Origin of the sequence: Pyrococcus woesei (assembly GCF_050496105.1) — an archaeon.
In the GTDB taxonomy this organism is placed as follows: domain Archaea; phylum Methanobacteriota_B; class Thermococci; order Thermococcales; family Thermococcaceae; genus Pyrococcus; species Pyrococcus furiosus.
The window spans coordinates 1,406,178-1,430,891 of record NZ_CP179867.1 but is presented as its reverse complement, the minus strand read 5'-3'; the positions used below and the strand labels follow the sequence as shown (position 1 = coordinate 1,430,891).

Here is a 24,714-nt window from a genome sequence, read left to right as displayed (position 1 = left end):
CAAGGATATTCACAGGATTCTACTTTTAAATGTCTGGTTAAAAATTAAGAAAGTAAGTTAGAGAACTTTTCGTAACTAATCTTTAGCGCTTCAAGAACTGGCAACTTTTCTCCAGCAAAAAATGTTAGCATAGCTCCCCCACCGGTAGAGATATGGCTTATCCCAGTTATGTTGTACTTGTATATGCTTGCTATTGAATGACCACCACCAATGACGCTAAAGGCTGGACTCTCTCCGATGGCCTTGAATACCCCAATTGTTCCCACGGCAAATTCTTCCCTTTCGAACACTCCCATAGGACCGTTGGCTACTATTATCCTGGCCTTTAAGAGTATCTCCCTATACTTTTCAACTGTTCTAGAACCGATGTCAAGGATTGGATATTCGTCAAAGAGCCTTTTCTCGTCGCTGAGCAAATCTATCTCTACTCTTTCTCCCTTGAAGTCAATGGCAAAGTCTACGGGAGTTCTAACGTAGGGATAAAATTCGTCAAGAATCTTTTCTGCCCAGTCTACGTATTTTAAAATTCCCTTCTTTTCTAAGAATTTAATGTTTTCTCTTCCCAGGTCAAAGCCCTTAGCTAGAGTGAATAATTGGCCAACCAATCCCCCTGTCAGTATGAGATCAGCCTTTTCTTTCCTAAGAACGTTTTCGGCAACTTTTAATGAGTCATCAACTTTTGCACCACCAAGAACATAAACTCTCGGCTTTTCTTCACTTTCATAAGCTTTTGTTAAAGCATCAACTTCTTTTTCCATAAGGAATCCCATTATCATAGGCTTTATTCTTGCAAAACCAACGAGAGATGGCTGACTTCTATGAGCGGCAGCAAAGGCATCGTTAACAACGAGGTCTATTACCTGGGAGAGCTTCCTAACAAAAAACGTCTTTTCGCATTCCTCAATAGTTGCGTTTTTTACTTCTTCTGCAGAGAACCTGAGGTTTTCGAGGACTATAACTTCCCCAGGTTTCATAGCCTTTATTCTCTCCCTTGCATACTTTCCAAAAATGTCTTCAACGTATTCAACATGCATATTTAGGAGCTCAGAGAGAATTCTCGCATGCTCTTCAGTAGTCGAATACTCTTCGCTGTAGGGTTTTCCTTGATGAGTGCCAACAACTACTTTTGCTCCACTCTCTATTAGGTACTTTATCGTTGGAAGGACTGCTCGAAATCTCGCGTCACTTATTATTTTTCCATTACTCATTGGTGAGTTTAAGTCAACTCGAAGAAACACGGTTCTGTTGTAGTATTCAAAATCTCTCAACCTGAACATTTCACCACCATAAAATAGTTGGATGGAGATTTAAGAAAGTTGTGGGGAAGGGGAAGAAAAGATTTGTATAGCCTAAAACATGTTGTTTTAGAAGGGCTGTAAAGCTTGGAAACGTGAATGTTCTAATTGTCCTGAAGGGCTTGTTGTCGCTAGTTTCAGAACTGCCTAAAGGCTTGTAGTATGGAACCTAAAGAAAATAAAAATAATCAGAGATAGCCAAGCCTGTAGGCGAGTTCAGCGTTGAGAACTGAACCTCCAGCCGCTCCTCTGACGAGATTATGACCAAGTGTTACGTACTTCACTCCACCGTTTATTTTCTCGAGTCTACCTACAGTTACAGTTAGTCCTTTCCCCCTATCCCTGTGAAGTCTGGGTTGTGGAACTTCTGAATATACTATCGGTTTCTCATAAGAGGGGAGCTTATAGTCTCTCAATGGATCAAAGCTGTCAAATGCTTCTCTTATCTCTTCAATGTTTACCTTCTCCAACTCCACAAATACTGCCTCCGTATGACCATGAATAACTGGAACTCTCGTTGCTATGGCAGAGATGTCGAAGTCTGCGTTTTCTATTCTCTCACCGTTGAATTTTCCCAATATTTTCTTGCTCTCATTTTCTATCTTCCACTCCTCTCCATTTATGAAGGGAATTACATTGTCATGAATTGCATATGCCGAAAGTCCTGAAAATCCAGCTCCACTAATAGCTTGCATTGTTGCAACTCTAACCTTCTTTATCCCAAATTCAACTAATGGAGCTAAAGATACCGTAAGTATAGCAGTTGAACAGTTGGGGTTTGTGACTATAAAACCATCCCAACCCCTGTTCTTTTTCTGAACTTCAATTATTCCCAGGTGATTCATGTTTACCTCTGGAACCAAAATAGGAACATCTTCGTCATATCTGTGAGCTCTAGCATTTGTAAAAACTGGAATCTCTTGCGCAAGTTTTTCTTCAACTTCTCTGGATATTGAGGCTGGGAGAGCATTGAAGACTATATCAACATCGGGGTCTTTTAAAAACTCCTCTAGGCTGATTATTACATTTTTTCTAAACTCTTTTGGTGAGTCCTCGACTATTTCTCCGTACTCCTTACCTGCAGACTTTTCAGATGCTACAAGCTTACTGACTTTAAACCATGGGTGTCCGCTGAGTAATTTCACGAAAGTCCTTCCTACGAGTCCAGTTGCTCCTAAAACGGCTGCTTTCATTCAATCACCTCCTTAAAAGCTTCTAAAGTTGGGTCTATAGGTTCTGGAACTTGGAAGTTCTTTATGACGATATTTGGATCTTTTAGCCCATGTCCAGTTGTGATTAAAACGTAACTCTCATTCCTGCTTATTTCACCACTTTCAAGGAGCTTAATTAAGCCAGCTAAAGATGCTGCAGAAGCAGGTTCAACAAATAGTCCTTCCCTAGACGCTAGAAGTTTCTGAGCTCTTAGTATTTCCTCATCACTTACGCTCTCAAATAGTCCCCCAGATTCTTCAACAGCCCTCCATGCCTTTATCCAATTTGCGGGGTTTCCTATTCTTATGGCCGATGCAATGGTTTCTGGACTCTCTTCGGGTTGGAATTTTCTTTTCTCTTTCCAAGCCTTCGCTAATGGGGATGCTCCTTCTGCTTGAATTCCTATCATCCTGGGAAGTTCATCTATTACGCCAGCCTCATACATCTCCTTAAACCCCTTCCATATTGCAGAAATGTTTCCTGCATTTCCAACTGGGAGAATAACGTTGTCTGGAACTTTTCCAAGTTGGTCATATATCTCATACGCTATTGTCTTTTGTCCTTCGAGCCTGAATGGGTTTATTGAATTTAACATGTATATCCCAAGTTCTTTGCTTGTCTCCACGACTACTCTTAGAGCATCGTCAAAGTTCCCCTTGATTGGTACAACCCTAGCCCCATAGATTATTGCTTGAGCAAGCTTTCCTAACGCTATCTTCCCACTTGGGATTAGGACATATGCTTTTATTCCTGCTTTTGCAGCATAAGCAGCAAGTGATGCTGAAGTATTTCCCGTAGATGCACATATGACTTTATCCATTCCTAGCTCAAGAGCCTTCGAGACTCCAACCGTCATTCCGCGGTCTTTAAATGAACCTGTTGGATTCGCACCCTCGTTTTTTGCATAGAGCTCTTTTACTCCAAGATCACTTTCAAGATTTAATAACCTATATAGGGGAGTTCCACCTTCTTCCAGACTAACTCTCTTCTTTACGGGTAGCCAGCTTTCATATTTCCACAGCTTTATCTCCTTACCGTTAAAAATGGAAGTATCAACTTTATCTAGATCGATAACAACCTCTAATAGACCTCCACACTCACACCTATACCTAACTTCGTCTTCAGGATACTCTCTCCCACAGACTACACATTTCAGCACCATTTTGCACCCCTACCAACCTTTGTCACCCAGTATTCAGCCTCAATTCCAAAACTTTCAAACGCCTCCTTCATAGCCTTCCCTATTTCTTTGAGGTTCTCCCCAAGAGCAAATACTGCTGGTCCCGAGCCAGATATCATAACCCCATAGGCTCCTGCCTCCTTAGCGGCTTCCTTTACCTTAGGAAACCATGGAACTAGGCTGAGTCTGTATGGGAGGGCTAAATGGTCCTCTAGTAGCCTTCCTACTTCCTCCAGGTTTCCCTCCTTTAGTGCCAGAACTAGAGAAGAGGCGAGGGCTATGTTTTTCACGGCATCTTTGAGAGGGACTTTCTTCGGAAGTACTTTTCTAGCCTCACTTGTAGGTACTTCAACACTGGGAAGGATGACGACTACCTTGAAATCAACCTCAATGTTGTGGACTCTGAGGGGATTTAGGGACTCCACGATTGTGAAGTTTCCATAGTAAGAGGGGACAACATTATCTCCATGAGGGCTTCCAGAGGCTTTTCTTTCCCCTTCGAGAGCCGCTCTTATTATAATTTCATCATCTTCTACTCCTAAAATCCTAGCCGCAGCAACTGCTCCTGCTATTGAAGATGCCCCAGAACTTCCTAGGCCACTTTTTGGCCTAATTCCTTTCTTTAGTTTTAGGTAGATTCCTCCTTCCTCGCCCACAAGTTTAAATAAAGCTTTTGCAGCGACTAAAGCTACGTTTTCGTCATTTTCTGGAACTTTGTAGCCTTCGACCTCTATCCTGAAATCATCACTTTCCTTTGCAATTACAGTATCCCTTGGCGTTTCTATTGCCAAGCCAAAGACGTCAAACCCAGGCCCAAAGTTCGCTATCGTAGCTGGGGCGTAGACTTTCATTTTCCACCACTCTCCTGTGTATATCTTTTAAAACTTCCAAAAACTGCTCCTTGGGAATTTTTATCTTAAAGTAAAAATCTCCTTCCTCATAGACTTCATAGGGGAGAGAAAAGCTCCTTCTAGTCGATACCACGGAAACTTCGGCGTGATCCTCGATCAATTTATGAACCACTACAGGAATCCCCTGGGACTTGTGAGAAATCAAGGTTCCAAACTTCAAATCTCTAGTCTTTCCGAGGATTACGGGTATTCTTCCCTCTACTGGATCAATAGCCCTATGATGAAGGGCTTTCATACCTAGTTTTGCAGCTATTTTCGCTTCTCTGTATGAGATGTAGTGGATTAACTTTGCAGAAGGCACAAGCTTTGGATCTGCCGTGTAAATTCCCTCAACATCGCTCATAATCAAAGTGGCCTTTGCGTTTACTAGTCTTGCTATTGAAGTTGCTGAGTAATCGCTTCCTCCCCTCCCAAAAGTTGCTCTGAATCCATTTAGATTTCCATAGTATCCAGTAACAACGGGGACTATTCCCCTCCTAAGCATGCGATATAGGATGCCTGCTCCATAGACGCTCTTTTTAAAGTCTACTTCTGCATTTCCATAATCCCCCTTGGCAAAGAGTATATCCTTTGAATCAACAGCCTTAGCATTAATTCCGAGTATTTTAAGCCCCTCTGAGAATAGTTCGGCTGAAAATCTCTCTCCAAAGGATGCTATTTCATCCACAAATGCTTCTTTTGATGGAAAGCTTGATTTAGAATTAAGTGTCTTGTGAAGCTGATACATTAAGTGGTCAAGCTGAACGTCTAATTCTTGAGATAGTTCTTCATGTATTTCTTCGATTTCTAGAAGAGCAGACATATCACCATTCGCGAGCCTTAATAAACAATCTGTAACCCCTGCAAGTGCAGAAACGACAACGATTGTTCTTGTATTTTCGTTTAGATTTGCAACTAGCTCTAGTGCTTCTTCAAAGGCGTACCTTACTGAAGTTCCTCCAAACTTTACAACAACAGGTTTCTCCACCACCGATGGTCGTTCACCCAGGAAGGTTAACCTCTTCCTCACTGTAATAAATTTTTCGATTTTCTCCTTGTTCAATTGATATTTTTTCGTTAAATTCTTGAGTTTTTTGCCCATTTTCACTAGATTTGTAAACACTATATTGGATAAATGACGGTTGAAATAATTTTGTATGAAGCTCTCTCATTAAGTGAATTCCCTCTTCTTGGGAAACTTTGTAGAGTTTCCAGAAAGGCCCTTCAGCTATAATCGGATATTTTATCTCTTCAGTTACATTAACAAGTAGCAGCCCATCTTTGTATGTCATAAGCGGCATTCCTGAGCTCCTTTCGCTCATCAAAGTTCCCATTCTCCAGTTCCTAGTCCTTCCAAAGAGGACTGGAATCTTATACTCTTTAGCTAATTCTGCAGCTTTCCATTGTAAAGCCCTCATGCCATGTTTTGAGGATATTATGATCTCATCATAAGAAACGTAGGGAATTAACCTTGCCGAGGGGACTAGCTTTGGATCTGCTGTATAAATTCCCTCGACATCACTCATAATCGCCACTAATTTTGCCTTTCCAAGGACTCCAGCGGCAACTCCCGAATAGTCACTCCCCCCTCTTCCCAGGGTGAGAATGTAGCCATCTTTTCCAGCCGTAAATCCTGGGATAACTGGAATATAGCCTTCTTCAAGCACCTCAAATACTCTCTTGAATTTTTTCTTGCTACTTTTTATGTCTATGAATGCATTTCCAAAGTTACCCTCGGCCTCAAAAATATCCCAAGAGGGGACGAATTTTCCTCCAATTGAGGCTGAGAAAATTACAGCAGAAAGAACTTCGCCCAAAGACAGGATATAATCCCTTAGTGCCTCCTCTGGAAGGTCTGGAAGGTTAAAAAGCTCATCTAAGTAGGGTTTCAATATCACTGGATCTATACCATGGGATTTTGCAAAGCTAACATACTCAGAAGCTATTTTTGTTGCTATTGTCTTATCCAAGGTCTGGGAGTACAGAATCAGCTTATCTGTTATCCCTTTTATTGCAGAAACTACTACAATGACAGCATCATCTTCAAAGAGACTGAGGGCTAAATTTGTTGCTTCCTCGAAGTCATACTTAATTGAGCTTCCCCCAAATTTTAGCACGATCATCTCTCTCCCTCCTCCTATTTTCTCTCCACCCCAATTTTGTCTTCAATTTTATATATCTTTCGACATATTTTCATCAACTAATAATAACCAGCAGTAATATAACTATCCAAAGTAAGAATTTTGGGAAAGTAAAAAAACCTTAGCTTTCGAGCTTATCGTGAATTAGAGCCATAATCTTCTTGTGTAGCTCCTTGATTAATTCCCTCCTATCCTCCATGAGAACGACATCGCTAGCTCCAGCAACTTCCAAGTTGAAGGCGAAGGGGCTTGGATATTTGTGCTCTCTAATAATTACCTCTATTCTTCCCTCTTTAATCCAACCCAAGAAGAGCTCCGCGTTTCCGATGTCCATTTTATCTTCCATAATTTCTCTATAAACCTCTTTTAATAAGGGAAAATCAGGATAGTTCTTTTTCAAAAAGTTTAAAAGAGTCTGTGCATTCATTTGTTGCCTGCTTAGGCTTTTTTCTCTTCCCATATACCTCCTTAGTACTAGAAGACCCCTGTTAGCCACGTGTCTGAACCTCCTTTTAAGAAGCTCTGTGTTATCCAGAGCTTTCTTTAGAACCTCCCTTAAGTTCTCAACACGGAAGAGCTCCAGTATCTCCTCCTGAGACAACTCTTTCTCCCTGGGAACCTTTAGCATGAAGCCGTTGTCAGTAATCGCTACTCCTACATTGCATTTCTTCCTCTTACTTATTAAATATGCAAATGCCCTACTTAAGGCGTCATTGGCCCTTCTTCCTATTAGAGTGTGGAAGAAGTACTTTACCACGTTTCCCTCCCTAACGACTTCCACGAGAACTGTTTCGTCATCGGGAATTATCGAGTATTTAGCTTGTTCCCTAAAGTAGGAGAGGATGGCATTTGCAGTAGTTTCGTCTATTCCGTATTTCCTCATTAAAAACGTTTTAGCCCTCTTGTTATTTAATAACCTCTTTACTTCTTTTCTAAATCTTTGAATGTCTATAGCCAAATCGAAGCTTAAAGGTAGCATTTCAGAGAACCAGGAGGGGATAGTAGGCTTTGCCCCCTCTCTTGGAATAACGTAAATCCTATTCCCCTTACTCTTGACGAACTCATAAGTTCTTCCTGCAAGGACGAAGATATCACCAGGCATTAGGTGCTCCGCAAACTCTTCTTCAACTGTTCCGATATATTTCATATCCATGGTAAAGACGTCAATTTTTGCCTCATCTGGGATCGTTCCAACGTTCATATAATAGATCGCTCTCGTCATCTTACCTCGTCTTCCAAACTTTCCATCTTCGAGCCATATTTTTGCGTACACCTTTTTTTCCTCTAACCCAGCATATTCTCCAGCCAAATATCTAAGAACGTTCATGAAATCTTCAAATGGAAGGTCTCTAAATGGATATGCTCTCCTAACTACTCTGTAAGCTTCTTCTACTTCCCATACTCTTTCTAGGGCCATTCCCAGGACGTGCTGGACTAAAACGTCCAGTGGATTCTTTGGGATTTTAATTCTATCTAGCCTTCTATTTCTAGCATTGTGAGCAAGAACAGTAACTTCCACTAGGTCATCCCTATCTAGAGCAAGAATTACGCCTTCGCTGACTTCATGCAGTCTGTGCCCTGCCCTTCCAATCCTCTGAAGGGCCCTGTTAACGCTCTTCGGAGAGCCAATTAAAATAACGAGGTCTATGGATCCAATATCAATCCCCAGTTCCAGAGAAGTGGAGCTCACAATTATCTTCAATTCCCCTCGTTTTAGTCTTTCTTCAACGTTTAACCTAACTTCCCTGGAAAGAGAAGAGTGATGAGCCTCTATTTTGTCTGCCCATTCAGGAAACATCTTCTTTAGGTGATATACAACCCTTTCAGTTCCGCTCCTTGTGTTCGTAAAGATTAAAGTTGTCTTTCTGTTTTTAACAAGCTCGCCTATTCTCCTATATAGGGCCTCACTTAGAACATTTGCGGGAGTATAAACTAAATCTTCCACAACGCTTTCCACGCTAATTTTTATCTTCTTAGCAAAGCTTACATCAACTATCAACCCTGGTCGGGGCTCCCCGTTATCGTCAAATCCAAATACAAATTTAGCTACCTCTTCTAAGGGATGAATAGTTGCACTAAGCCCTATCCTAACGAATTCCCTTCCAGTAAGCTCTCTTAATCTTTCGAGGGTTAAAGCTAGATGAGAACCTCGCTTGTTCTCAGCTAGGGCATGGACTTCATCAACGATTACCCACTTCACGTCTCTCAGTTTTTCCCTAAATTTGGGGGCGTTAAGGGCAATTGCAAGGCTTTCCGGAGTTGTTATCAGGATGTGTGGAGGTTTTTTTAGCATTTTACTCTTTTCGTAACTTGTAGTATCGCTTGTCCTTACGCTAACCCTTATTTCTGGGATTTCAACTCCCAACTTTCTCGCAAGTTCGTAGATTTCCTGAAGAGGTTCTTGTAAGTTTCTCCTTATGTCGTTGTTTAAAGCCCTAAGGGGAGAGACGTAAACACAATATATTTTATCTTCAAGTTTTCCCTGCCTTCCCAGGGAAATAAGTTCACTAATTATAGAAAGAAAAGCTGATAAAGTCTTCCCGGAGCCTGTGGGGGATGAAATCAATACGTTCTCTCCTTTATGGATTTCAATAACTGCATAGCGCTGAGGAGGGGTGAAAGTTCTAAACTTTCTTCTAAACCATTCCCCAACTATTGGGTCAAGGATTTTGAATATTTCTTCATCTGAATATTCCCTCTTCGCCCACCTTATCCTCTCCATCTCACAATTCAAAACCAAACTTACTTCTTAAATCATTCTGTTCCATTCAAGCCTATCTCCTACCTCCACGCTTAAAGCCTCTATAATTCCCCTAGGCCCCTCTACTATGTATTTAGCTGGCCTTTTTGGGACGTAAAATCTCCATGGCTTTAAAACTGTTAAATCAACCACTTCCTTGTTAGAATTTAGGAAGATTACGTCAATTGCTTCTCTCATAAAAAGACCATGTACTGAGGCATTTATTCTTGTCTCTAGGGGAAGTACAAAAATTAACACATACCTGGGTTTTCTAAACATCAAGCCCAAAAACCTCTTGATAAAATTGTCGGCAAATCTCACCTCTATCCTTATCTCTTTCCCTTTTGTTACGTTTAACATATCATTCACCCAACAAGGGCATTCTTGAAACCGTACTTCTTTACAAGTTTTTCTGCTTTTTCCATTTCCTCTATTGTCAATACTCGTGAAATCTCTTTGTAGTTTTTGGCTTTGTACTCAGGCCTGTATTGGAACATGACATTAACTCGAACATCCCTCCCCAAGTTTTCCGCTATCCACTTGAGTACTGGCTCGGTGCAACACTCTAGATGATTTGGCATTACCAAATGCCTAATGAGGAATTCGGCCCTGAAGTGTTTCTTCGCTAGCAAAAAGTTTCTCGTAACAATCTCCCAATAGTTGGGAATCTTGGAATATCTGCGAGCGCAGTTATTATTTCCATACTTAAAGTCTCCCAGATAAACGTCAACTATACCGTCTAGGAGCTTCATTGCCTCCTCGCTCATGTACATATTGGAATTCCACACAACTGGAATTGGAACATTAACGTATCTTAACGTCTCTAGTATATAGGGTAGATTAGGTGTGGGTTCGCCTCCAACGAAGTTAACGTTTCTCGCACCAAACCTGTATGCCCTTTCAATTTTTAGTGCTAAATATTCTGGCAAAAGTTCAACTCCAACTCTGAACTGACTGATGTCCCAGTTTTGACAGAAAACACATCTAAAATTGCAACCTGAGAAGAATATCGTATAGGAAGGAACAAGCTCTGGCTCTTCACCATAGTGAAGAAAATCACTTGCTATTAGACTTTCCTTAACTCTACAATACCCTACCTGCTCCTTCCTGTTTACACCACACCTAATTTCACAAAGATGGCATTTCTCAATTATTTTTGATGCTATAACGCTCTTTAAGTCAAGCAAATTTTTCTCGGGGTTTTCTGATAGATTATTCTCTCTCAACTTTTCCATTCCTTCATCGTGAATAGCCCAAAGTTCCTCTAGAGGAGAGGAAGGATCAAAATTAACAGCGATTTTCCTTGCTAAGAGGAAGTTAGGCAACTCCTCTCCTTCGAGGATTGAGAAGTACTTTGGTAAGGCCTCCCTCGCTCCCATCAATTAAGTTTATGAAGTAAGGCCGTTAAAAAATTATGGCAGATGATGAGCTACTCCCGGCTGAAAGATGATGAACCACCTACCGGCTGAGGTTATGGAAAATGGAGCGAAGAAAGCTTGTCTTAATAAGTCTAGATGGAAATGGAGTGTACAACTTTAAATATATGCCATTTTTAAGCGAGTTAGCAGAAAATGGAGAATATTTTATCGTGGATTCTATATTTCCAACTCTCACAGATCTTGTTCATACCACTGTAATGACGGGGGTAGAGCCAAGGATCCATTGGGTTGTAGAGAATGGATATTATGATAGGATAACAGGAGTTAAAGTGAAGTTTTACGACTTTAAAGTTGCTTTCAACCCCCATGAGGTGATAAAGGCCCCTCTAATTCAAGATATTTTGAGGCAAAGGGGTGTCAGAATAGCGAGTGTCTCGGGCTACACCATGCCTCCTTTCAGCAATGTTGATGTGAGAATATACCCCCCATTCTTCTCTTCCGACGAGCTTTATAGAAAGCATGGGAGAGATTGGAAAAAGGATTTGTGGGTGTTGAATTCGGCAATTTATCTTTACGAGGAGTGCAAACCAGATCTTCTCCTTGTTCATTTCGCGTCAATAGACGGGATGCAACATGATTATGGGCCCGAAAGTAAAGATGCTTTAAAGGCTATAGAGACTGTAGATTCTGCGGTGAGGAGCTTATGGGAAAGATTAAAGGATGAATACGCTTTCATAATATTTGCGGATCACGGGCAAGAAGAAGTCCACACCTGGGTAAACCTAAGGGAATATTTGAAAAGGCATGGGATAGAAGTGCTTAGAGTATCTTCTGGTGGAGGCGTTCACATCTATCTAAAGAATCCAGAAGAGAAAGAGGAGGCTTATCAGCTCTTAAGGAGAGCTCCAGGAGTGAATGAGATTTTCTTTAGAGAGGATCTTCCTTACCTTAATGTTCCGGTGAGTGGCGACTTAATAGTCTCTGCCAAGAAGGGTTACTGGTTCTGCCACCATAGGGAGTGTCAGAAGGTAAAGGGAAAAAGCTATTGGGTGAAAGGAATGCATGGTTCTAGAAATTCCCAGGTCATGAAGGTTCCTCTTATTATTTGGGGGTTAGATGTAAAAAAAGAAGAGGCAACTTTATATGACATAGCTCCTACAATCTTGGATTTCTTTGGTGTAGGAAAGAAAGGAGAAATGAAGGGGTCATCCCTTCTTAAATCCTAGGTAGAAGCCTGCAACAAATGCTGCTCCTCCTGGGAGAATTCCTAATGCTTTCTCTCCCAAGCTCAAGGTTGTTTGGGCAGCTTCTTTTGTGAGGTTAAAGAGGGCCTCTGTGTTTATTGTTATAACACCCTTTTGTTGAAGCCAGAATAAGCTAAGCACGTAAGCTCCTATTAGAGCCATCACTATCTTCATGAATTTCTTCAATGCATATCCCACTATGAATCCCACTACAGCACCAACGCCTACATCCCCTGTTATGCCAAACATGTTGAACTCCATACTTTATCCCCTAGATAGGATTAGTTATTAGGGTATATCACTTTTTCTCCTCTACACCTCTTCTTGTTTTAACGGCTCTTCCTGAGCTGAACAAAACCATTTCTCTGCCCGAAAGTAGAGCTTGCCCCGTTGCAAGTAACTCATCGTTTTCATTAACAATCAGAACCTCGTCATATGGCCTGATTTTAGGATCTGCAAATTCTACGAACTTGGCGAAGACGTCTTTTCCTTTCCTGGCAAATGGTTCAGCTTCCTTATTAACCACAACTCTCATCACTGGATATGGGAGAAGTTCGTGGAGCCTTTTAGCACCTTCAATTCCCAGGGTTAGCAATCCGTCTTCAGCTCTTACAGTGGCGAGCCTTTTTCCATTTTTCTTTACCTGCCTAGGCATTCCCGTCTTTGCTATCTCAACTTCAGCGTCTCTAAATGCTTCTCCTGCTCCTTCACCAAACTGGTACTCGGCTATTGCCATTATGTAGAGGATTGCGTTCTCTCTTGTTGGTTTTTCTATTTGAAAGTCTTCCTCACTCTCGCTTTGAGCAAAGGGATATGTTAGGCTAAGATATTTGGGAATCTCCCCAAATATTGGATGGGGAATGCTTTCGGGGAACTTTGCCTTTACCTTTTCTGCTCTTTCTTTTGCCCTTCTTGCAATTGGCCATTTTAGGCTTTCCTCACTTATTTTAAAGAATGCGGACTTCTTAGTTATTGGTTCGTATTCCTCCAAATAATGATAATACTCCAGAAGCCTTTTGTAAGCGGCATATAGCTTTGGATGAGCTCTTGCCCTCTCATCAACGAGCCTCCAAAGCTCACCCTCCTTTATTGCCTGTTTTACTCTATTAATTTCCTCTCTAATAACCCACAGATTGTGGAGAGCAAGTAATTTTTCCCTTTCTTCTTTTGGCATTTCTCTTAGTTCTTGCGGAGTGTATTTAGAACAAACGGGACAGGAGCAGGAAAAATATTCGAGCTCTTCTAATCTCTTAGTCCCCTGGGGAGTTAAGTATCTATCATCTTTTGCATAAAGTGCATAACTTGCGGAGTCAAACAGGTCAACTCCCATAGCAACTGCTAAAGCAAAAACCATTGGATGGCCAGCTCCGAAAAGGTGAACAGGCCTATCTGGCCTAAGGCCCATTTTAGATGCGATAACGATGTCCACAACGTCCTTAAATCTATAACTCTCTAGCAATGGAACAACAGCTCCAATTGGATGAATTTCAAAGTTCATTTCGCTTAGCTTTCTTGCGGCAAGTTTCCTTAAGTCCAGGTATGTTGAACCTTGAACTGTGGCATTCATTGGAATTTGCTTTATACTTTCAGCTTCTTTTGCCCTTTCTAGGGTGATCTTCAAATCCTGCTCGGCCTTTTCCCTGGGAGCATCTGGGGGTGTAGGGATGTCGAGAAAAGTCCCTATGTCAACCCCAATTTTGTGCTGAAACTCGACTATTTCCCTGTTCGTAACTTCGACTTTTCCATACCTCATAAGTTGGAATGAGCCTGAGTCAACCTCTATTATGCCATCGTAGTCTAAAAGCCTATGTATGCCTTTTTCTAAAGCCTTTTCCCTCAGTTTTTTGTCTTTATAGATTATATAGGAGTTTGTTATTATTATATCAAATCCCATTCTCTTTAGTTCCTTTGGTTCAACTATAAGCTGCTTAGGGTTAACAACTGGCATTATAGCTGGAGTCTCTATCTTCTTTCCATTGACCTCCAATTTTCCAATCCTTCCAGCAGCATCCCTGTCCTTTATTTCAAATCTTAGCATACTATCACCTCGGCTCATTCGGGCTGGACTTCATCATCGATCAGATTTTCCGGAGTCAAATCATCGCCTCCCTATTGCGGATGTAATCTAATAGAGGCCTTATTCTCTCCCATACTTCGTCAATATTTCCATGTCCGTTTATTTTTACGTAGATCCTCTGCTTCTGATAAAACTTGATTATGGGCTCCATATTTTTCATATAAATCCTATATCGTTTTTCAACAACTTCCGGTCTATCATCTTCTCTCTGAACTAGCTCCGCCCCACATACATCACATCTCCCAGGTATCTTGGGAGGATTGAATTCGACATGATAAACCGCTCCGCACTTGGGACATATCCTTCTTCCAGATACTCTTCTAATACTCTCCTCTAGGGAGACGTATATGTCTATGGCCACATCTATTTTTATCCCATGGTCATAGAGATAATTTTCTAGTGCTATCACCTGCTCGGGAGTTCTAGGATAGCCATCCATTATAAAATCCTTTCTAACCCTCCTGAGCTTTGAGATTATTAAAGTGTTCACTATGGTGTCAGGAATTAGATCTCCTCTGGCAAGATAAGCCTGCATTTCTCGTCCGAGAGGTGTTCCTTCTGCAATTTCTTTTCTTATTAAGTCTCCAGAGGAAATGTAAGTTAATCCATATCTTTCTACAATTCTTCTTGCCTGGGTTGATTTTCCGCTCCCTGGGGGACCAAATATTAGAATGTTCACCTTGGGATCACCAGTTAGTGATTTATACTACAACCTACAAAAATTAATTGGTGAATGCCATGCCCAAGCTAATGACTGGATTCGTTAGGGCTAGTGGATATGCAAACAAAGTTAGAAGGGTACTATTCGCCATAACTAGAGGGAAAGTCTTCCCTGAAGAAGTTGTTAAGGCAGCTGGTGAGTTGAACAAAATTATCTTTGAGAAGCTTCAAGAAATGGGAGTCAAGAAAGAGGATGTTGTGAGAATATCTGTAGATTTTAACATAGAAGATGGGAAAATTGTGTGGAACTTAGATAGCTTAGAAATAGAAACCTACAAGAAGGAGGAAGAAGAAAAGCTAGCTCTTGCAATGGAAGAAGTTGAACACATGGAAAAGATGTTTGAGGAAACTGTGAAGGAATTAGAAGCTCTCTCGGATAAGCTGAGGGAGATAAGTAAAGAGATCAGCGAGCTTGTTGAAAGAATGAAACAGGAATACACTGGACTTAAATTAAGAAGTGAATGATGTTACTTCTCTTCCTTTTCTTCTTCTGAACTTTTAGAATCTGACACTTTCCTTATTACAAACAGACACTTTTCATGTCCTTGGGACTCGCAGGAAATTTCATCACCTTTCCACTCTCCTCCAAGTAACTTCTCGACTATCCCAGCAATTGAACCTGCATAGTTAACATGAGCTGGGTAGGGAAAGTTTTTAAGCCTAGGGAACAGATTCTTACCTTCAATAACTATTATATCATCCTCAAAGCTGACAAAATTGAGTATACCTCCTCCAGTTATTTTTGTTGTCGTGAACATGTCCTCCAAAATTTGCCTTGCTTTTTCTTTTGAGGATTTGGGGAGTTTAAGCTCTTTACTCTCAAACTTTCCCCATTTATAAAGGAACTCCTTTCCCTTTTCTGGTCCTAAGTACATATACACAAATTTGATTAGGCTTGCCTCTGAGAATTCATCTATTATTTGAACTCTAAGATTACCTAGCATTAAAGAGCCGTCTTCCTTTAGTGTAATTGAGTCTCTCATTTGATACACATTGTTGAAAGCACTTTCAACATCAACTATTCCTTTCTTTGACTTGACGTAATTAATTCCCTCAATAGGTGTTGTTAATGGAGAATAAGACCTCTTTACCCTTATTATTCCATTCATAACCTCAACCACGTACTCAAATGGAATTAATATCATTGTTAAATCTTGAATGGGCAGAACATCTTTGTTTATTCCACCGATTACCGAAGCTCCTCTGCTCTTAAGTGAATTAACAAGCCTTATGGTTACCCTTATGTACCCTCTTGGGTCAGGCTGAAGGGGATATAAGGTAGTAATGTCGTCAAGAACTACAAAGTCGTACTTTTCTTTGCTCACGGCATCTCTAATAATAGCTGAGGTTATACTTAAGTCGAGAGGATTGGGAAGTATATCTGGCTTAGATACTTGGGTTTGAGAATAAACATTGGTGAAACCATCAAGAATCCTTAGTTGTTTTCTTTCCATATATTGGGCATAGTCAATTCCGTAATCCTTTAACCATTCGAGAAGGGAGTTTGGATCTTCCCTAAACTCAACTAGGAGAACTTTCTTTCCTTGAGAGAGAATTGAGTTTACTATTTGATGCATTAGCAAAACATAATCGTTATCAATACTTCCAACTAACGCAATGTTACAATTTTCTTTTATCCTCCCACCAAGAATTCTATCTAATGCCTGTATACTCGTTACGATTGACATAGCAGTTTGAATGATAGGTCAGATTATTTAAAAAGTTTACTAAAATTGTCAATATGATAAGTAAGAAGGAATACCTCCGCAAAAGCTATTCGGATTCTATTCTCTCTTTTAACTTTAAAAGTAGAGCTTTGTGCTGATTCTCATTCTGAATTATAGAGCTTGTCAGATCCTTAATTACTGGATGAAATGCTTTTTCGTGAAGCTTGGTATACTTGTCTATCATTTCCTCTTCAATGCTCGTGACCTTTTCTAAGTTTCCTTTAATTTCTTCTCTCTTCTCCTCTGGGATTATTGAAGGTTCAGGCAATGACTTGATGATCTCTGCCAGGATATCCTCCGTTGGTATTCTCCTACCTAACTTTCCAAGATCTAGAGGTAGTAACAACGCTGGAACTCCAGGAATTAGAGCTAGTCCTTGATCAAGCTCTAGGAGGGATTCTCTTATGGGTTCTAGTTCTGGGTAATAAGGCTCAATGTTGTCTCTTATCAATTTAACTGATTTTTCGTAGGCCCTTTCTATGGCCTCCATAAGTTCCCTGTGGAAGATTTTATCTACAGCTAACCTTAAAGTTATTCTTTTGAGGTCAGCATCTTCTGGATCTCTAAGATTCTTGATTAACTCTAGATAACTTTTAAATGCTTCTTCTTCCATATTTTTTAGCTCTTTAATTATTTCAATGAGCTTCATTTTTCATCACCAAATTTTAATAACTTTTAGTGCTTAAAAATTTTAGGTAAATGCATATAAAGAGAATTAAGAGATGCGAGATAAGGAAGGTGAGCGAGATGAAGGTCTTAGTTCCAGACACTAGCGTGATAGTAGATGGGAGATTGACCCAATACTTGGAGAGATTGAAAGAAAAGGTAAAGGTAGTGGTTCCTGAGGCTGTAGTAGCTGAAATAGAGCATCAAGCTAATGCGGGAAAGGCAATAGGGCATACAGGACTAGAAGAGTTGAAGAAACTTAGAGAGATAGCTAATGAAGGAAAAATACTTCTGGAATTCTACGGAGAGAGACCAGATTTGTGGCAAATAAGAAGGGCGAAGTCTGGAGAAATTGATAACATGGTAAGGGAGGTTGCCAGAGAACTTAACGGAGTTCTAGTAACTGGTGATCAAATTCAGAGAGACATCGCCATAGCAAAGGGTATTGATGTAATCTACCTCGAAGCTAAAAGAGAGCCAAGAATGAGACTCGAAGATTTCTTTGACGAGGAAACCATGAGCGTTCACTTAAAAGCAGGAATAAAACCCCTGGCAAAGAAGGGAAGACCAGGGAATTGGAAATTAGTGCCAATAAGAGACGAGCCTCTCAGTGAGGACGAACTGGAGGAAATAGCTGATGATATTGTAGAGAGAGCTAGAAGAGATCCCGAAAGTTTCATTGAGCTTGATGAACCTGGTGCTACGGTAGTCCAACTAAGGAACTATAGAATTGTAATAGCGAGGCCTCCCTTCTCTGATAGAATAGAGATAACTGCCGTGAGACCAATTAAGAAGCTTAGTATAGAGGATTACCAGCTAAGTGAAAAGCTCTTGGAGAGGCTTAGGGAAAGAGCTGAGGGAATACTAGTAGCAGGACCTCCTGGAGCTGGAAAAACAACATTTGTTCAAGCATTGGCAGAGTGGTATGCATCCATGGGTAAGATAGTTAAGACTATGGAAAAGCCCAGGGATTTGAATGTCTCTGAAGAAATTACTCAGTACACAGCTCTGGGAGGAAGTATGGAGAAGACTGGAGACGTTCTTCTCTTAGTAAGGCCTGATTATACAATTTTTGATGAAATGAGGAAGACCAGCGATTTCCTTATTTACGCCGATCTAAGACTTGCCGGGGTAGGGATGGTAGGAGTAGTGCATGCTACCAAGCCTATAGATGCTATTCAAAGATTCATCGGAAGAGTAGAGCTTGGAATGATACCTCAAATAGTGGATACTGTGATCTTTATCAAAGATGGAAGAGTTGCCAAGGTTCTAACACTCGAATACAAAGTCAAAGTCCCCACTGGAATGAAAGAAGAGGACTTAGCAAGGCCTGTAATTGAGGTTAGGGACTTCGAAACGGGCCAACTAGAATACGAGATTTATACGTTCGGAGAAGAAGTAAGCGTCGTCCCAATAAAGAAAGAAGAAAAGGCTCCAGCGCTAAAGTTGGCTGAGAAAAAGCTCAAACAGGAAATCCAGAGGTTTTTACCAGATGTATACACTGAAGTAGAAGTCGTAAGCCCTCACAAGGCAGTTATATACGCTGACGAATTCGATATACCTTTGATTATTGGGAAGAAAGGAAAAAGGATACAAGAGCTTGAAAATAGGCTCGGAATTAGCATTGATGTAAAGAGTTTTTCAGAGAAAGCTCCAGAGAAGCCTGGGGAAAAAATCCCAGTAGAAGTTGAGGAGAAAAAGAAGAGTATAGTACTAAGAGTGTCCCCAGACTATGCCAGAAGACCTTTAAGGTTTTATGCAGATAATGAATATATATTCACAGCTACTCCAAGCAAGAAAGGGGTAGTCAAAGTCGGAAAGAATTCTCCTGTTGGCAAGCTCCTTAAGAGGTATCTTGACGAAGGTCATCAGATTTGGGCTTCCTACTGAGGAATGCCCACACTATTTCTTCAATTTTTTCTGAAGGATCTTTGTCAAAGAAGAATAAATTCCCAGGAACAGAGAGGTCGGAAGAACCGAAGCCTTTAACTACTTTTCCCACCATATTGAGGGATTTAGATAGCTCTTCTTCTATTCTTACTGGAGAGGGTACGAGATAAGCCTTTAGTGGAGTTGCGATCAAAGTTAGATAATCTATATGCCAGTGCAACTTTTTATCCTTTCTAAGATGACGAAGAACTCTACCTTCCAGAGAATTCATTCCAGAACCGACATAAGCGTAATATCCTTTCTTAAGCCTAAATACTTTCCCTTTAGTTTTTATAATAGAGTTTCTTGGAAGATAAAGAAGTAAAATATAGGCTCCTCTCAAATGGAAACCCCTCTTCTAAGATCTTCAAGTTTTTTCCTCGCTTCTTCTATGCTTCCAGCGCTTTCAATTGCAGTTCCTGTAACTATAATATCTGCTCCAGCCTTGACCAATTTTCTTACTTGTTCTCCACTCCTTATCCCTCCTCCGACTATTAGAGGAACATCTATTGCTTTTTTCACGGTTGCTACCATCGTCTCTGGAACGGGTTGCGGAGCTCCGCTTCCTGCCTCAAGATATACAAGTCTCATTCCTAGATACTGTCCAGCTAAAGCATAGGCAGCTGCTATTTTTGGCTTATGTCGTGGAATTGGTTTTGCATCTCCAACCCAACCTGCAGTCTCTCCCGGTTCAACTATTATATAGGCCATTGGAATCGGCTCTAGGTTATACTTCTTGACTCTAAATGCCCCCAGGGCTTGAGCACCTGTTATGAAAAAGGGATTTCTGGAGTTTAGCAAGCTCATGAAGAATATTGCATCTGCATATTTACTAATTCCGCCGTGAGATCCTGGGAAGAGAATGACAGGAAGAGAATAATTCTCCTTTATAGCTTTAACAACCTCATCTAGCGTTTCTCCTTCCGCTCCTGTAGATCCTCCAACCATTATTGCATCAATTTCAAGCTCCTCGCATACTCTGGCGAGTTTCCCAGCAACCTCGGGTGAAGTGTCATCTGGATCTATTAGAACGAAGTGCAGTCTCTTCTTCTCAAGCTTTTCATGAATATATCTTTCTACTTTCCCGATTTTCATAACCATCCCTATTCTCCTCATTAGCAATGTTTTTAAATAATATCCTAAGTTTCTCATTAGGTGAGCCCCTATGAAATTTAAGGGCAGTACTTTTGGAAGGCTGGTTCGCATAGAGTTTGATATTCTTCGCCTTGGCGAGCTTAAAATTGATGACTTATCTGAATTTGACACCAGCGAGATTAAACTCGAAATTAAAGCCACTAGCTCAGGTATAAAATTAGTTGGTGTGTGGGAGGGAGATATAGAGAAGGTTGGTGAAGCTATAAAGAAGGCTCTGGAAGAGAGCATAAAACTTAGAGAGAGAATACTCAGGAAAATGAAGAGTAAGGTAGAAAGAATTAGGAAAGCGTTACTTGAAATGGGGTTTAGAGAGGAGCAATTTGGTTATGGTGAGGCTGTAAAGTTTGTAAAGAAAGTGGGGGATTTCGAAATAGCGATAATAGTCTCATCAAGAGAAGACATAGTAAGAGTAGAGGTATATGGTGAAGGAAACAGAAAAATCATAGCTCCCGAACTTGAAGCTTTCTTTGAGAGCGTAGATATTGAAGAAATTGAGGTATACGATATTGAGGAAGAAGGGAGAGAGGAGAAAGTTGTCATCAACTTAGAACTACCAAAATCTGATGAAAAACCGGAAAAAAGAATTACTGAAGCAGTCAAAATATTGGAGAACATTTTAATGGCTTAATATTTTAGCGTTCTTAATTCTTAATTTTCTTAATTCTCTTAGGATCTTGTCATCTAGAACTTCCAAAATTATCTCATTGTATCCAAAAGCATCTGGAGGGAGCAACTTTGCCTTCGCAACCTTATCTTTAATTAGTTTGCTTAACTTTTTGATAATTTCTCCTTTTTTGTCATAGGGGACTCTAATGTCTACAACAATGTTTTTCATAAATTTCACCCATAGTTTAGTTAGAAAAAGGGATATAAAACCGTTTCCATTCGCCAGAGTAATAAGAAAAATTTAAGGAAAAAACCGGGAGGAATAGTCACTCTCTATACTTGTCAAGGATATCTAAGATTTGCTTCATCTCTTCCTGTGTTGGTTGATATTCTTCCTTGGCAAATATAACTCTTAGATCCATACTGTCTTCTGGCATGATGTCAACTATTTTGCAGGCAATTCTGTCACTCATCCATTCAAAGGCATTCATAAGCTCCTCTACTGCCTCTTTGGCCTTATCTGCTGGAAGCTTTGCAAATCTTTCAGCATGTTCTAAAGCTAACCTCGCTTCATAGTATAGAGGTTCCTCTATTCCAGCTTTTACTTCTTCTTCGCGCCTTTTTAGTAATAATTCCTTTGCTTCAGCTATCGTTATGTACTTTTCCCCGAGTTTGCCTCTCCCTATCATAGCCCGTCACTTCTGTGGTCTGAGATGTACTGGATGAATGAAGAGCGTCTTTACCTTGCTCCCGTCTTTAATTTCCACGATGTAGGCTTCTCCCCTCTTCCCCACCACTGTCCCAGTTCTTCCGTGAAATCTTGGATCTGGCATTCCTTTGTGATAACTGGGCTCTATAACAATATGAACTCTCTGTCCTACTTCAAACTCTTGGAGAAATCTAGTTAGAGGTGGAAGCCCTCTCCTTCTAGGATGTTTACTAAGCTTCTTCCTAGTTTTTCTCCTAAAGCTGTGAGCCTTTTGAACCATATTTACCACCCTCCTATTAACAAATTTTAGGAAATTAGATTAGACAAAACCATATCTTAGAGACGGTGCTTACCCCCTTACCCTTCACCCATGTTGAAAGGTCAGGTATTTATAAAGATTTATCCCAAAGCAAAGTCGAGTATAATATCTCCCATCTAAATTTTTAAAGTTAAGCATAACTTATTCTGAGGGTTCACTATGAAGGAAGAACTAATAAGGATGATACTTGAAGAAGAATGCATAAAGTTTGGCCACTTTATTTTAACTTCAGGGAAGGAGAGCTCCTATTACATAGATATAAAGAAGCTCATAACGAATCCCAAAGCCCTTCGATTAATAGCAAGACTAATCAAAGAGAAGGCAGAAGAAGAAGGAATTCAGTTTGATAAAGTAGCAGGTCCAGAGCTTGGAGCCGTTCCAATTGCAACAGCCTTAGCGTTGGAGACAGATAGGCCCTTGCTAATTGTAAGAAAGAAAAAGAAAGAACATGGAACTGGAAGGCAGATAGAAGGAGAAGTAAAAGAAGGGGATAGGGTTCTTCTAGTTGAAGATGTAACTACAACTGGAGGAAGCGTATTAAGAGCTGCAAAAATACTGAAAGAAGCTGGGGCAGAGATAACTGGGATATTCGTTGTGGTAGATAGAGAAGAAGGTGCCAAAGAGGCCATAGAAAAAGAAGGATTCAAGCTTTATCCTCTAGTTTTGGTTCATGAATTATTTGAAGCTGCTGGAGTCTCTTCTGAGTGACTTTTCTCTTTCTTTTTGCTTTGCTACTTTCTTAATATTGTTCTCTAATTTGTATCTTATTAGGCAAACCGAAAAGTTTATATATTCGAACTATATTAGTTCTTATTGAAAACAAAACTTAGGAGGAATGCAAAATGATAGTGATAGGAGAAAAGTTTCCAGAAGTTGAGGTAAAAACTACACATGGAGTGATAAAGCTTCCAGACCACTTCACAAAGCAAGGGAAATGGTTTATGTTATTCAGCCACCCAGCAGACTTTACTCCAGTGTGTACAACCGAGTTTTATGGGCTTCAAATTAGGCTTGAAAAGTTTAGAGAACTAGGGGTCGAGCCAATAGGCCTAAGTGTAGATCAGGTATTTAGCCACCTCAAGTGGATGGAGTGGATTAAGGAGAAGCTTGGAGTTGAAATCGAGTTCCCAGTTATAGCTGATGATAGGGGAGATTTAGCAGAAAAACTAGGAATGATTCCAAGTGGTTCAACAATAACAGCGAGAGCTGTGTTCATAGTTGATGACAAGGGAATAATAAGGGCTATAGTTTACTACCCGGCTGAAGTAGGAAGAGATTGGGATGAGATTCTCAGATTAGTCAAGGCCCTCAAGATAAGCACTGAGAAGGGAGTTGCTCTTCCGCACAAGTGGCCAAACAACGAGCTCATTGGAGACAAGGTCATTGTTCCACCTGCAAGCAGTGTTGAGCAGATAAAAGAGCGTGAAGAAGCCAAGGCAAAGGGAGAAATTGAATGCTATGACTGGTGGTTCTGCTACAAGAAGCTTGAGTGATCTCTCTTTTATTATCTTTTCTGAAGTAATATTTTTAACTTGGCATCTTACATTCTTTCGAGATGACAATGAGGGTATGCTATAGATGTGGAATATCGGAAGAAGAAGGCGGACCCTTGATTAATGGGTTGTGTCAAGTCTGCTTCAGGAAGGAGAACCCAGTTTTGCTTCTTCCCTCTGAAATTAATACTGAATTATGTCAAAACTGTGGAAGTTATAAAAAGAGGGGAGTATGGATAGATCCGCAAAATTACGAGCTAGAAAGCTTGATATTTGAAGTGGCTGAAAATGCCTTGCTTGAAGCATTGGAGGAATCTTTAGATAAAGTTAAGGAATTTGAAGTTGTTCCTTGGGAAGAACTTGAAAATATAAACAATATTCCAGTGGGAAAGGCATTTGTGGGTTTTATTCCTGTTGACTATCATATCCAGTACTTTCCCGCAGTAATAGTTTATAGGGTAAGGGTAAAGGCAAGGTTGCATGAACTACAACTTGAACCTCATGATGAAATAAAGGAGACAACTGTATATGTTAGGCAAACTGTTTGTCCCAGGTGCCAAAGATTTTTAGCGGGCTATTATGAGGCTATTCTTCAAGTGAGAGTTGAGGACAGGGAATTCACTAAAGAGGAGAGAGAAGCAGTAACAAAATTAGTTCAGGAAAAGGTTGATGAGATAATGAAAAAGGACAGAATGGGGTTTATCCAAGATACCATAGAGAAAGAGGAGGGAATTGACTTCTACATGGGCTCCACAAGTGCCGCTAGAAAGCTTGCAAATGTAATAAGGGAGCACTTCGGAGGAGAGATAAGTGAAGCGTACGAGTTAGTCGGGCTAGATAGAATGACAAGCAAAGAGGTATACAGGACCAGCGTTACAGTAAGGCTTCCAAAGTTCAGGAGGGGAGATATAGTAGAGGATAGACACGGTAGAATATACAAGGTAGAAAACGTTAGTGGAAAAGGAATGAGGCTCAAGAACTTAGAAACCTGGGAAAGCCAGCATTATGACTGGAAAACAATAAAGAGGGAAAAAATTGATAAGGCGGAGCATGAAGAGAAAAAGGCTCTCTTAATAAGTCAAACCCCTAGAGAAGCTCAGTTCATGGATATGTCAACATATGAAACCTTTGAAGTTTTAAAACCAGGGGTTAATCTAGAAGAAGGACAATTGTATAGGCTCGTTAAAGTTAAGGGGAGATTTTACATAAAGGAAAAGGAGGGTGAAGAATGA

Annotated in this window: 26 protein-coding genes; 7 read left to right on the top strand and 19 right to left on the bottom strand. The window is 40.5% G+C overall.

What is annotated here, in order from left to right:
• Window positions 1-44: 44 nt before the first annotated feature.
• The 9 genes from ACMFNG_RS07940 to ACMFNG_RS07900 all read right to left on the bottom strand — a co-directional run bounded on the left by ACMFNG_RS07940 (window position 45) and on the right by ACMFNG_RS07900 (window position 10,837).
• On the bottom strand, window positions 45-1,277 hold the full coding sequence (locus ACMFNG_RS07940) for a phosphoglycerate kinase (RefSeq protein WP_011012194.1): 1,233 nt from the start codon (window positions 1,275-1,277) through the stop codon (window positions 45-47).
• A gap of 206 nt (window positions 1,278-1,483) precedes the next feature.
• Entirely contained in the window at window positions 1,484-2,488 is a 1,005-nt protein-coding gene (gene asd, locus ACMFNG_RS07935) for an aspartate-semialdehyde dehydrogenase (RefSeq protein ID WP_288071797.1), read from the bottom strand.
• A complete protein-coding gene (gene thrC / locus ACMFNG_RS07930; RefSeq protein ID WP_011012192.1) occupies window positions 2,485-3,669 on the bottom strand; it encodes a threonine synthase in 1,185 nt (394 codons plus the stop codon). Before thrC ends, asd begins: the two co-directional genes overlap by 4 nt.
• A complete protein-coding gene (locus tag ACMFNG_RS07925; protein ID WP_011012191.1) occupies window positions 3,660-4,538 on the bottom strand; it encodes a homoserine kinase in 879 nt (292 codons plus the stop codon). The genes thrC and ACMFNG_RS07925 overlap by 10 nt, the downstream gene beginning before the upstream one ends.
• Window positions 4,489-5,568: an aspartate kinase gene (locus ACMFNG_RS07920; protein WP_011012190.1), complete on the bottom strand. Its 1,080-nt coding sequence runs from the start codon at window positions 5,566-5,568 to the stop codon at window positions 4,489-4,491. Before ACMFNG_RS07920 ends, ACMFNG_RS07925 begins: the two co-directional genes overlap by 50 nt.
• A gap of 10 nt (window positions 5,569-5,578) precedes the next feature.
• On the bottom strand, window positions 5,579-6,700 hold the full coding sequence (locus tag ACMFNG_RS07915; RefSeq protein ID WP_011012189.1) for an aspartate kinase: 1,122 nt from the start codon (window positions 6,698-6,700) through the stop codon (window positions 5,579-5,581).
• A gap of 139 nt (window positions 6,701-6,839) precedes the next feature.
• Window positions 6,840-9,440: an ATP-dependent helicase gene (locus ACMFNG_RS07910; protein WP_011012188.1), complete on the bottom strand. Its 2,601-nt coding sequence runs from the start codon at window positions 9,438-9,440 to the stop codon at window positions 6,840-6,842.
• 27 nt (window positions 9,441-9,467) lie between these two features.
• A complete protein-coding gene (locus tag ACMFNG_RS07905; RefSeq protein WP_014835314.1) occupies window positions 9,468-9,818 on the bottom strand; it encodes a DUF192 domain-containing protein in 351 nt (116 codons plus the stop codon).
• Between the two features lie 5 nt (window positions 9,819-9,823).
• Complete coding sequence (locus ACMFNG_RS07900) at window positions 9,824-10,837, bottom strand: radical SAM protein (protein ID WP_011012186.1); 1,014 nt, start codon at window positions 10,835-10,837, stop codon at window positions 9,824-9,826.
• 101 nt (window positions 10,838-10,938) lie between these two features.
• On the opposite strand from ACMFNG_RS07900, the gene ACMFNG_RS07895 reads away from it, so the two are divergent.
• Window positions 10,939-12,063 (top strand): alkaline phosphatase family protein, encoded by a 1,125-nt coding sequence (locus ACMFNG_RS07895; RefSeq protein ID WP_011012185.1) that lies wholly within the window; start codon window positions 10,939-10,941, stop codon window positions 12,061-12,063.
• Here the strand turns inward: ACMFNG_RS07895 and ACMFNG_RS07890 are convergent.
• Genes ACMFNG_RS07890 through ACMFNG_RS07880 form a run of 3 tightly spaced genes read right to left on the bottom strand, consistent with a single transcriptional unit; the run spans window position 12,043 to window position 14,837 of the window.
• Window positions 12,043-12,342, bottom strand: a complete 300-nt coding sequence (locus ACMFNG_RS07890; protein WP_011012184.1) for an FUN14 domain-containing protein — start codon at window positions 12,340-12,342, stop codon at window positions 12,043-12,045. The genes ACMFNG_RS07895 and ACMFNG_RS07890 overlap by 21 nt on opposite strands.
• 37 nt (window positions 12,343-12,379) lie before the next feature.
• Window positions 12,380-14,137 (bottom strand): tRNA guanosine(15) transglycosylase TgtA, encoded by a 1,758-nt coding sequence (gene tgtA, locus ACMFNG_RS07885; RefSeq protein ID WP_011012183.1) that lies wholly within the window; start codon window positions 14,135-14,137, stop codon window positions 12,380-12,382.
• Window positions 14,138-14,174: 37 nt separating this feature from the next.
• Window positions 14,175-14,837, bottom strand: a complete 663-nt coding sequence (locus tag ACMFNG_RS07880; protein WP_011012182.1) for an adenylate kinase — start codon at window positions 14,835-14,837, stop codon at window positions 14,175-14,177.
• 59 nt (window positions 14,838-14,896) lie between these two features.
• Between ACMFNG_RS07880 and ACMFNG_RS07875 the strand changes: the two genes are divergently transcribed.
• On the top strand, window positions 14,897-15,343 hold the full coding sequence (locus tag ACMFNG_RS07875) for a DUF2258 domain-containing protein (protein ID WP_011012181.1): 447 nt from the start codon (window positions 14,897-14,899) through the stop codon (window positions 15,341-15,343).
• A 2-nt stretch (window positions 15,344-15,345) separates the two neighbouring features.
• Here the strand turns inward: ACMFNG_RS07875 and ACMFNG_RS07870 are convergent, their stop codons facing one another.
• Both ACMFNG_RS07870 and ACMFNG_RS07865 read right to left on the bottom strand, forming a co-directional pair.
• Window positions 15,346-16,566 (bottom strand): V4R domain-containing protein, encoded by a 1,221-nt coding sequence (locus ACMFNG_RS07870; RefSeq protein WP_430515134.1) that lies wholly within the window; start codon window positions 16,564-16,566, stop codon window positions 15,346-15,348.
• A gap of 85 nt (window positions 16,567-16,651) precedes the next feature.
• Window positions 16,652-17,254, bottom strand: a complete 603-nt coding sequence (locus ACMFNG_RS07865; protein WP_011012179.1) for a ferritin family protein — start codon at window positions 17,252-17,254, stop codon at window positions 16,652-16,654.
• A 98-nt stretch (window positions 17,255-17,352) separates the two neighbouring features.
• Between ACMFNG_RS07865 and ACMFNG_RS07860 the strand changes: the two genes are divergently transcribed.
• On the top strand, window positions 17,353-19,161 hold the full coding sequence (locus tag ACMFNG_RS07860) for a PINc/VapC family ATPase (RefSeq protein ID WP_014835312.1): 1,809 nt from the start codon (window positions 17,353-17,355) through the stop codon (window positions 19,159-19,161).
• On the opposite strand, the gene ACMFNG_RS07855 is transcribed toward ACMFNG_RS07860, so the two are convergent.
• Together ACMFNG_RS07855 and ACMFNG_RS07850 are read right to left on the bottom strand one after the other, a co-directional pair.
• Window positions 19,115-19,543: a GIY-YIG nuclease family protein gene (locus ACMFNG_RS07855; RefSeq protein WP_011012177.1), complete on the bottom strand. Its 429-nt coding sequence runs from the start codon at window positions 19,541-19,543 to the stop codon at window positions 19,115-19,117. The two genes, ACMFNG_RS07860 and ACMFNG_RS07855, sit on opposite strands and share 47 nt — an antisense overlap.
• Window positions 19,540-20,295 carry a geranylgeranylglyceryl/heptaprenylglyceryl phosphate synthase gene (locus ACMFNG_RS07850; protein ID WP_011012176.1) on the bottom strand — a complete coding sequence of 252 codons (756 nt, stop codon included), beginning with the start codon at window positions 20,293-20,295 and terminating at the stop codon, window positions 19,540-19,542. Before ACMFNG_RS07850 ends, ACMFNG_RS07855 begins: the two co-directional genes overlap by 4 nt.
• Before the next feature lie 70 nt (window positions 20,296-20,365).
• On the opposite strand from ACMFNG_RS07850, the gene ACMFNG_RS07845 reads away from it, so the two are divergent.
• Window positions 20,366-20,983, top strand: a complete 618-nt coding sequence (locus tag ACMFNG_RS07845) for a hypothetical protein (protein ID WP_011012175.1) — start codon at window positions 20,366-20,368, stop codon at window positions 20,981-20,983.
• Here ACMFNG_RS07845 and ACMFNG_RS07840 read toward each other — a convergent pair.
• The 3 genes from ACMFNG_RS07840 to ACMFNG_RS07830 all read right to left on the bottom strand — a co-directional run bounded on the left by ACMFNG_RS07840 (window position 20,972) and on the right by ACMFNG_RS07830 (window position 21,950).
• Window positions 20,972-21,190 carry a hypothetical protein gene (locus ACMFNG_RS07840; protein ID WP_011012174.1) on the bottom strand — a complete coding sequence of 73 codons (219 nt, stop codon included), beginning with the start codon at window positions 21,188-21,190 and terminating at the stop codon, window positions 20,972-20,974. The genes ACMFNG_RS07845 and ACMFNG_RS07840 overlap by 12 nt on opposite strands.
• Window positions 21,191-21,287: 97 nt before the next feature.
• Window positions 21,288-21,650: an RNA polymerase Rpb4 family protein gene (locus ACMFNG_RS07835; RefSeq protein WP_011012173.1), complete on the bottom strand. Its 363-nt coding sequence runs from the start codon at window positions 21,648-21,650 to the stop codon at window positions 21,288-21,290.
• A 6-nt stretch (window positions 21,651-21,656) separates the two neighbouring features.
• The gene (locus ACMFNG_RS07830; protein ID WP_011012172.1) at window positions 21,657-21,950 is read right to left on the bottom strand and encodes a 50S ribosomal protein L21e; all 294 of its coding nucleotides are present in this window, start codon (window positions 21,948-21,950) and stop codon (window positions 21,657-21,659) included.
• 198 nt (window positions 21,951-22,148) lie between these two features.
• On the opposite strand from ACMFNG_RS07830, the gene pyrE reads away from it, so the two are divergent.
• The 3 genes from pyrE to ACMFNG_RS07815 all read left to right on the top strand — a co-directional run bounded on the left by pyrE (window position 22,149) and on the right by ACMFNG_RS07815 (window position 24,714).
• Window positions 22,149-22,697 (top strand): orotate phosphoribosyltransferase, encoded by a 549-nt coding sequence (gene pyrE / locus ACMFNG_RS07825; RefSeq protein WP_011012171.1) that lies wholly within the window; start codon window positions 22,149-22,151, stop codon window positions 22,695-22,697.
• A 134-nt stretch (window positions 22,698-22,831) separates the two neighbouring features.
• Window positions 22,832-23,482: a peroxiredoxin gene (locus ACMFNG_RS07820; RefSeq protein WP_011012170.1), complete on the top strand. Its 651-nt coding sequence runs from the start codon at window positions 22,832-22,834 to the stop codon at window positions 23,480-23,482.
• A gap of 68 nt (window positions 23,483-23,550) precedes the next feature.
• Window positions 23,551-24,714, top strand: coding sequence for a 60S ribosomal export protein NMD3 (locus tag ACMFNG_RS07815; RefSeq protein WP_014835310.1), 1,164 nt, complete (start codon window positions 23,551-23,553; stop codon window positions 24,712-24,714).

What these genes read in the sequence shown, in the direction of transcription:
- ACMFNG_RS07940 (WP_011012194.1), bottom strand. Translation starts at nt 1,277, where the DNA reads ATGTTCAGGTTGAGAGATTTTGAATACTACAACAGAACCGTGTTTCTT.
- asd (WP_288071797.1), bottom strand. Translation starts at nt 2,488, where the DNA reads ATGAAAGCAGCCGTTTTAGGAGCAACTGGACTCGTAGGAAGGACTTTC.
- thrC (WP_011012192.1), bottom strand. Translation starts at nt 3,669, where the DNA reads ATGGTGCTGAAATGTGTAGTCTGTGGGAGAGAGTATCCTGAAGACGAA.
- ACMFNG_RS07925 (WP_011012191.1), bottom strand. Translation starts at nt 4,538, where the DNA reads ATGAAAGTCTACGCCCCAGCTACGATAGCGAACTTTGGGCCTGGGTTT.
- ACMFNG_RS07915 (WP_011012189.1), bottom strand. Translation starts at nt 6,700, where the DNA reads ATGATCGTGCTAAAATTTGGGGGAAGCTCAATTAAGTATGACTTCGAG.
- ACMFNG_RS07910 (WP_011012188.1), bottom strand. Translation starts at nt 9,440, where the DNA reads ATGGAGAGGATAAGGTGGGCGAAGAGGGAATATTCAGATGAAGAAATA.
- ACMFNG_RS07905 (WP_014835314.1), bottom strand. Translation starts at nt 9,818, where the DNA reads ATGTTAAACGTAACAAAAGGGAAAGAGATAAGGATAGAGGTGAGATTT.
- ACMFNG_RS07900 (WP_011012186.1), bottom strand. Translation starts at nt 10,837, where the DNA reads ATGGGAGCGAGGGAGGCCTTACCAAAGTACTTCTCAATCCTCGAAGGA.
- ACMFNG_RS07895 (WP_011012185.1), top strand. Translation starts at nt 10,939, where the DNA reads ATGGAGCGAAGAAAGCTTGTCTTAATAAGTCTAGATGGAAATGGAGTG.
- ACMFNG_RS07890 (WP_011012184.1), bottom strand. Translation starts at nt 12,342, where the DNA reads ATGGAGTTCAACATGTTTGGCATAACAGGGGATGTAGGCGTTGGTGCT.
- tgtA (WP_011012183.1), bottom strand. Translation starts at nt 14,137, where the DNA reads ATGAGCCGAGGTGATAGTATGCTAAGATTTGAAATAAAGGACAGGGAT.
- ACMFNG_RS07875 (WP_011012181.1), top strand. Translation starts at nt 14,897, where the DNA reads ATGCCCAAGCTAATGACTGGATTCGTTAGGGCTAGTGGATATGCAAAC.
- ACMFNG_RS07870 (WP_430515134.1), bottom strand. Translation starts at nt 16,566, where the DNA reads ATGTCAATCGTAACGAGTATACAGGCATTAGATAGAATTCTTGGTGGG.
- ACMFNG_RS07865 (WP_011012179.1), bottom strand. Translation starts at nt 17,254, where the DNA reads ATGAAGCTCATTGAAATAATTAAAGAGCTAAAAAATATGGAAGAAGAA.
- ACMFNG_RS07860 (WP_014835312.1), top strand. Translation starts at nt 17,353, where the DNA reads ATGAAGGTCTTAGTTCCAGACACTAGCGTGATAGTAGATGGGAGATTG.
- ACMFNG_RS07850 (WP_011012176.1), bottom strand. Translation starts at nt 20,295, where the DNA reads ATGAAAATCGGGAAAGTAGAAAGATATATTCATGAAAAGCTTGAGAAG.
- ACMFNG_RS07845 (WP_011012175.1), top strand. Translation starts at nt 20,366, where the DNA reads ATGAAATTTAAGGGCAGTACTTTTGGAAGGCTGGTTCGCATAGAGTTT.
- ACMFNG_RS07840 (WP_011012174.1), bottom strand. Translation starts at nt 21,190, where the DNA reads ATGAAAAACATTGTTGTAGACATTAGAGTCCCCTATGACAAAAAAGGA.
- ACMFNG_RS07835 (WP_011012173.1), bottom strand. Translation starts at nt 21,650, where the DNA reads ATGATAGGGAGAGGCAAACTCGGGGAAAAGTACATAACGATAGCTGAA.
- ACMFNG_RS07830 (WP_011012172.1), bottom strand. Translation starts at nt 21,950, where the DNA reads ATGGTTCAAAAGGCTCACAGCTTTAGGAGAAAAACTAGGAAGAAGCTT.
- pyrE (WP_011012171.1), top strand. Translation starts at nt 22,149, where the DNA reads ATGAAGGAAGAACTAATAAGGATGATACTTGAAGAAGAATGCATAAAG.
- ACMFNG_RS07820 (WP_011012170.1), top strand. Translation starts at nt 22,832, where the DNA reads ATGATAGTGATAGGAGAAAAGTTTCCAGAAGTTGAGGTAAAAACTACA.
- ACMFNG_RS07815 (WP_014835310.1), top strand. Translation starts at nt 23,551, where the DNA reads ATGAGGGTATGCTATAGATGTGGAATATCGGAAGAAGAAGGCGGACCC.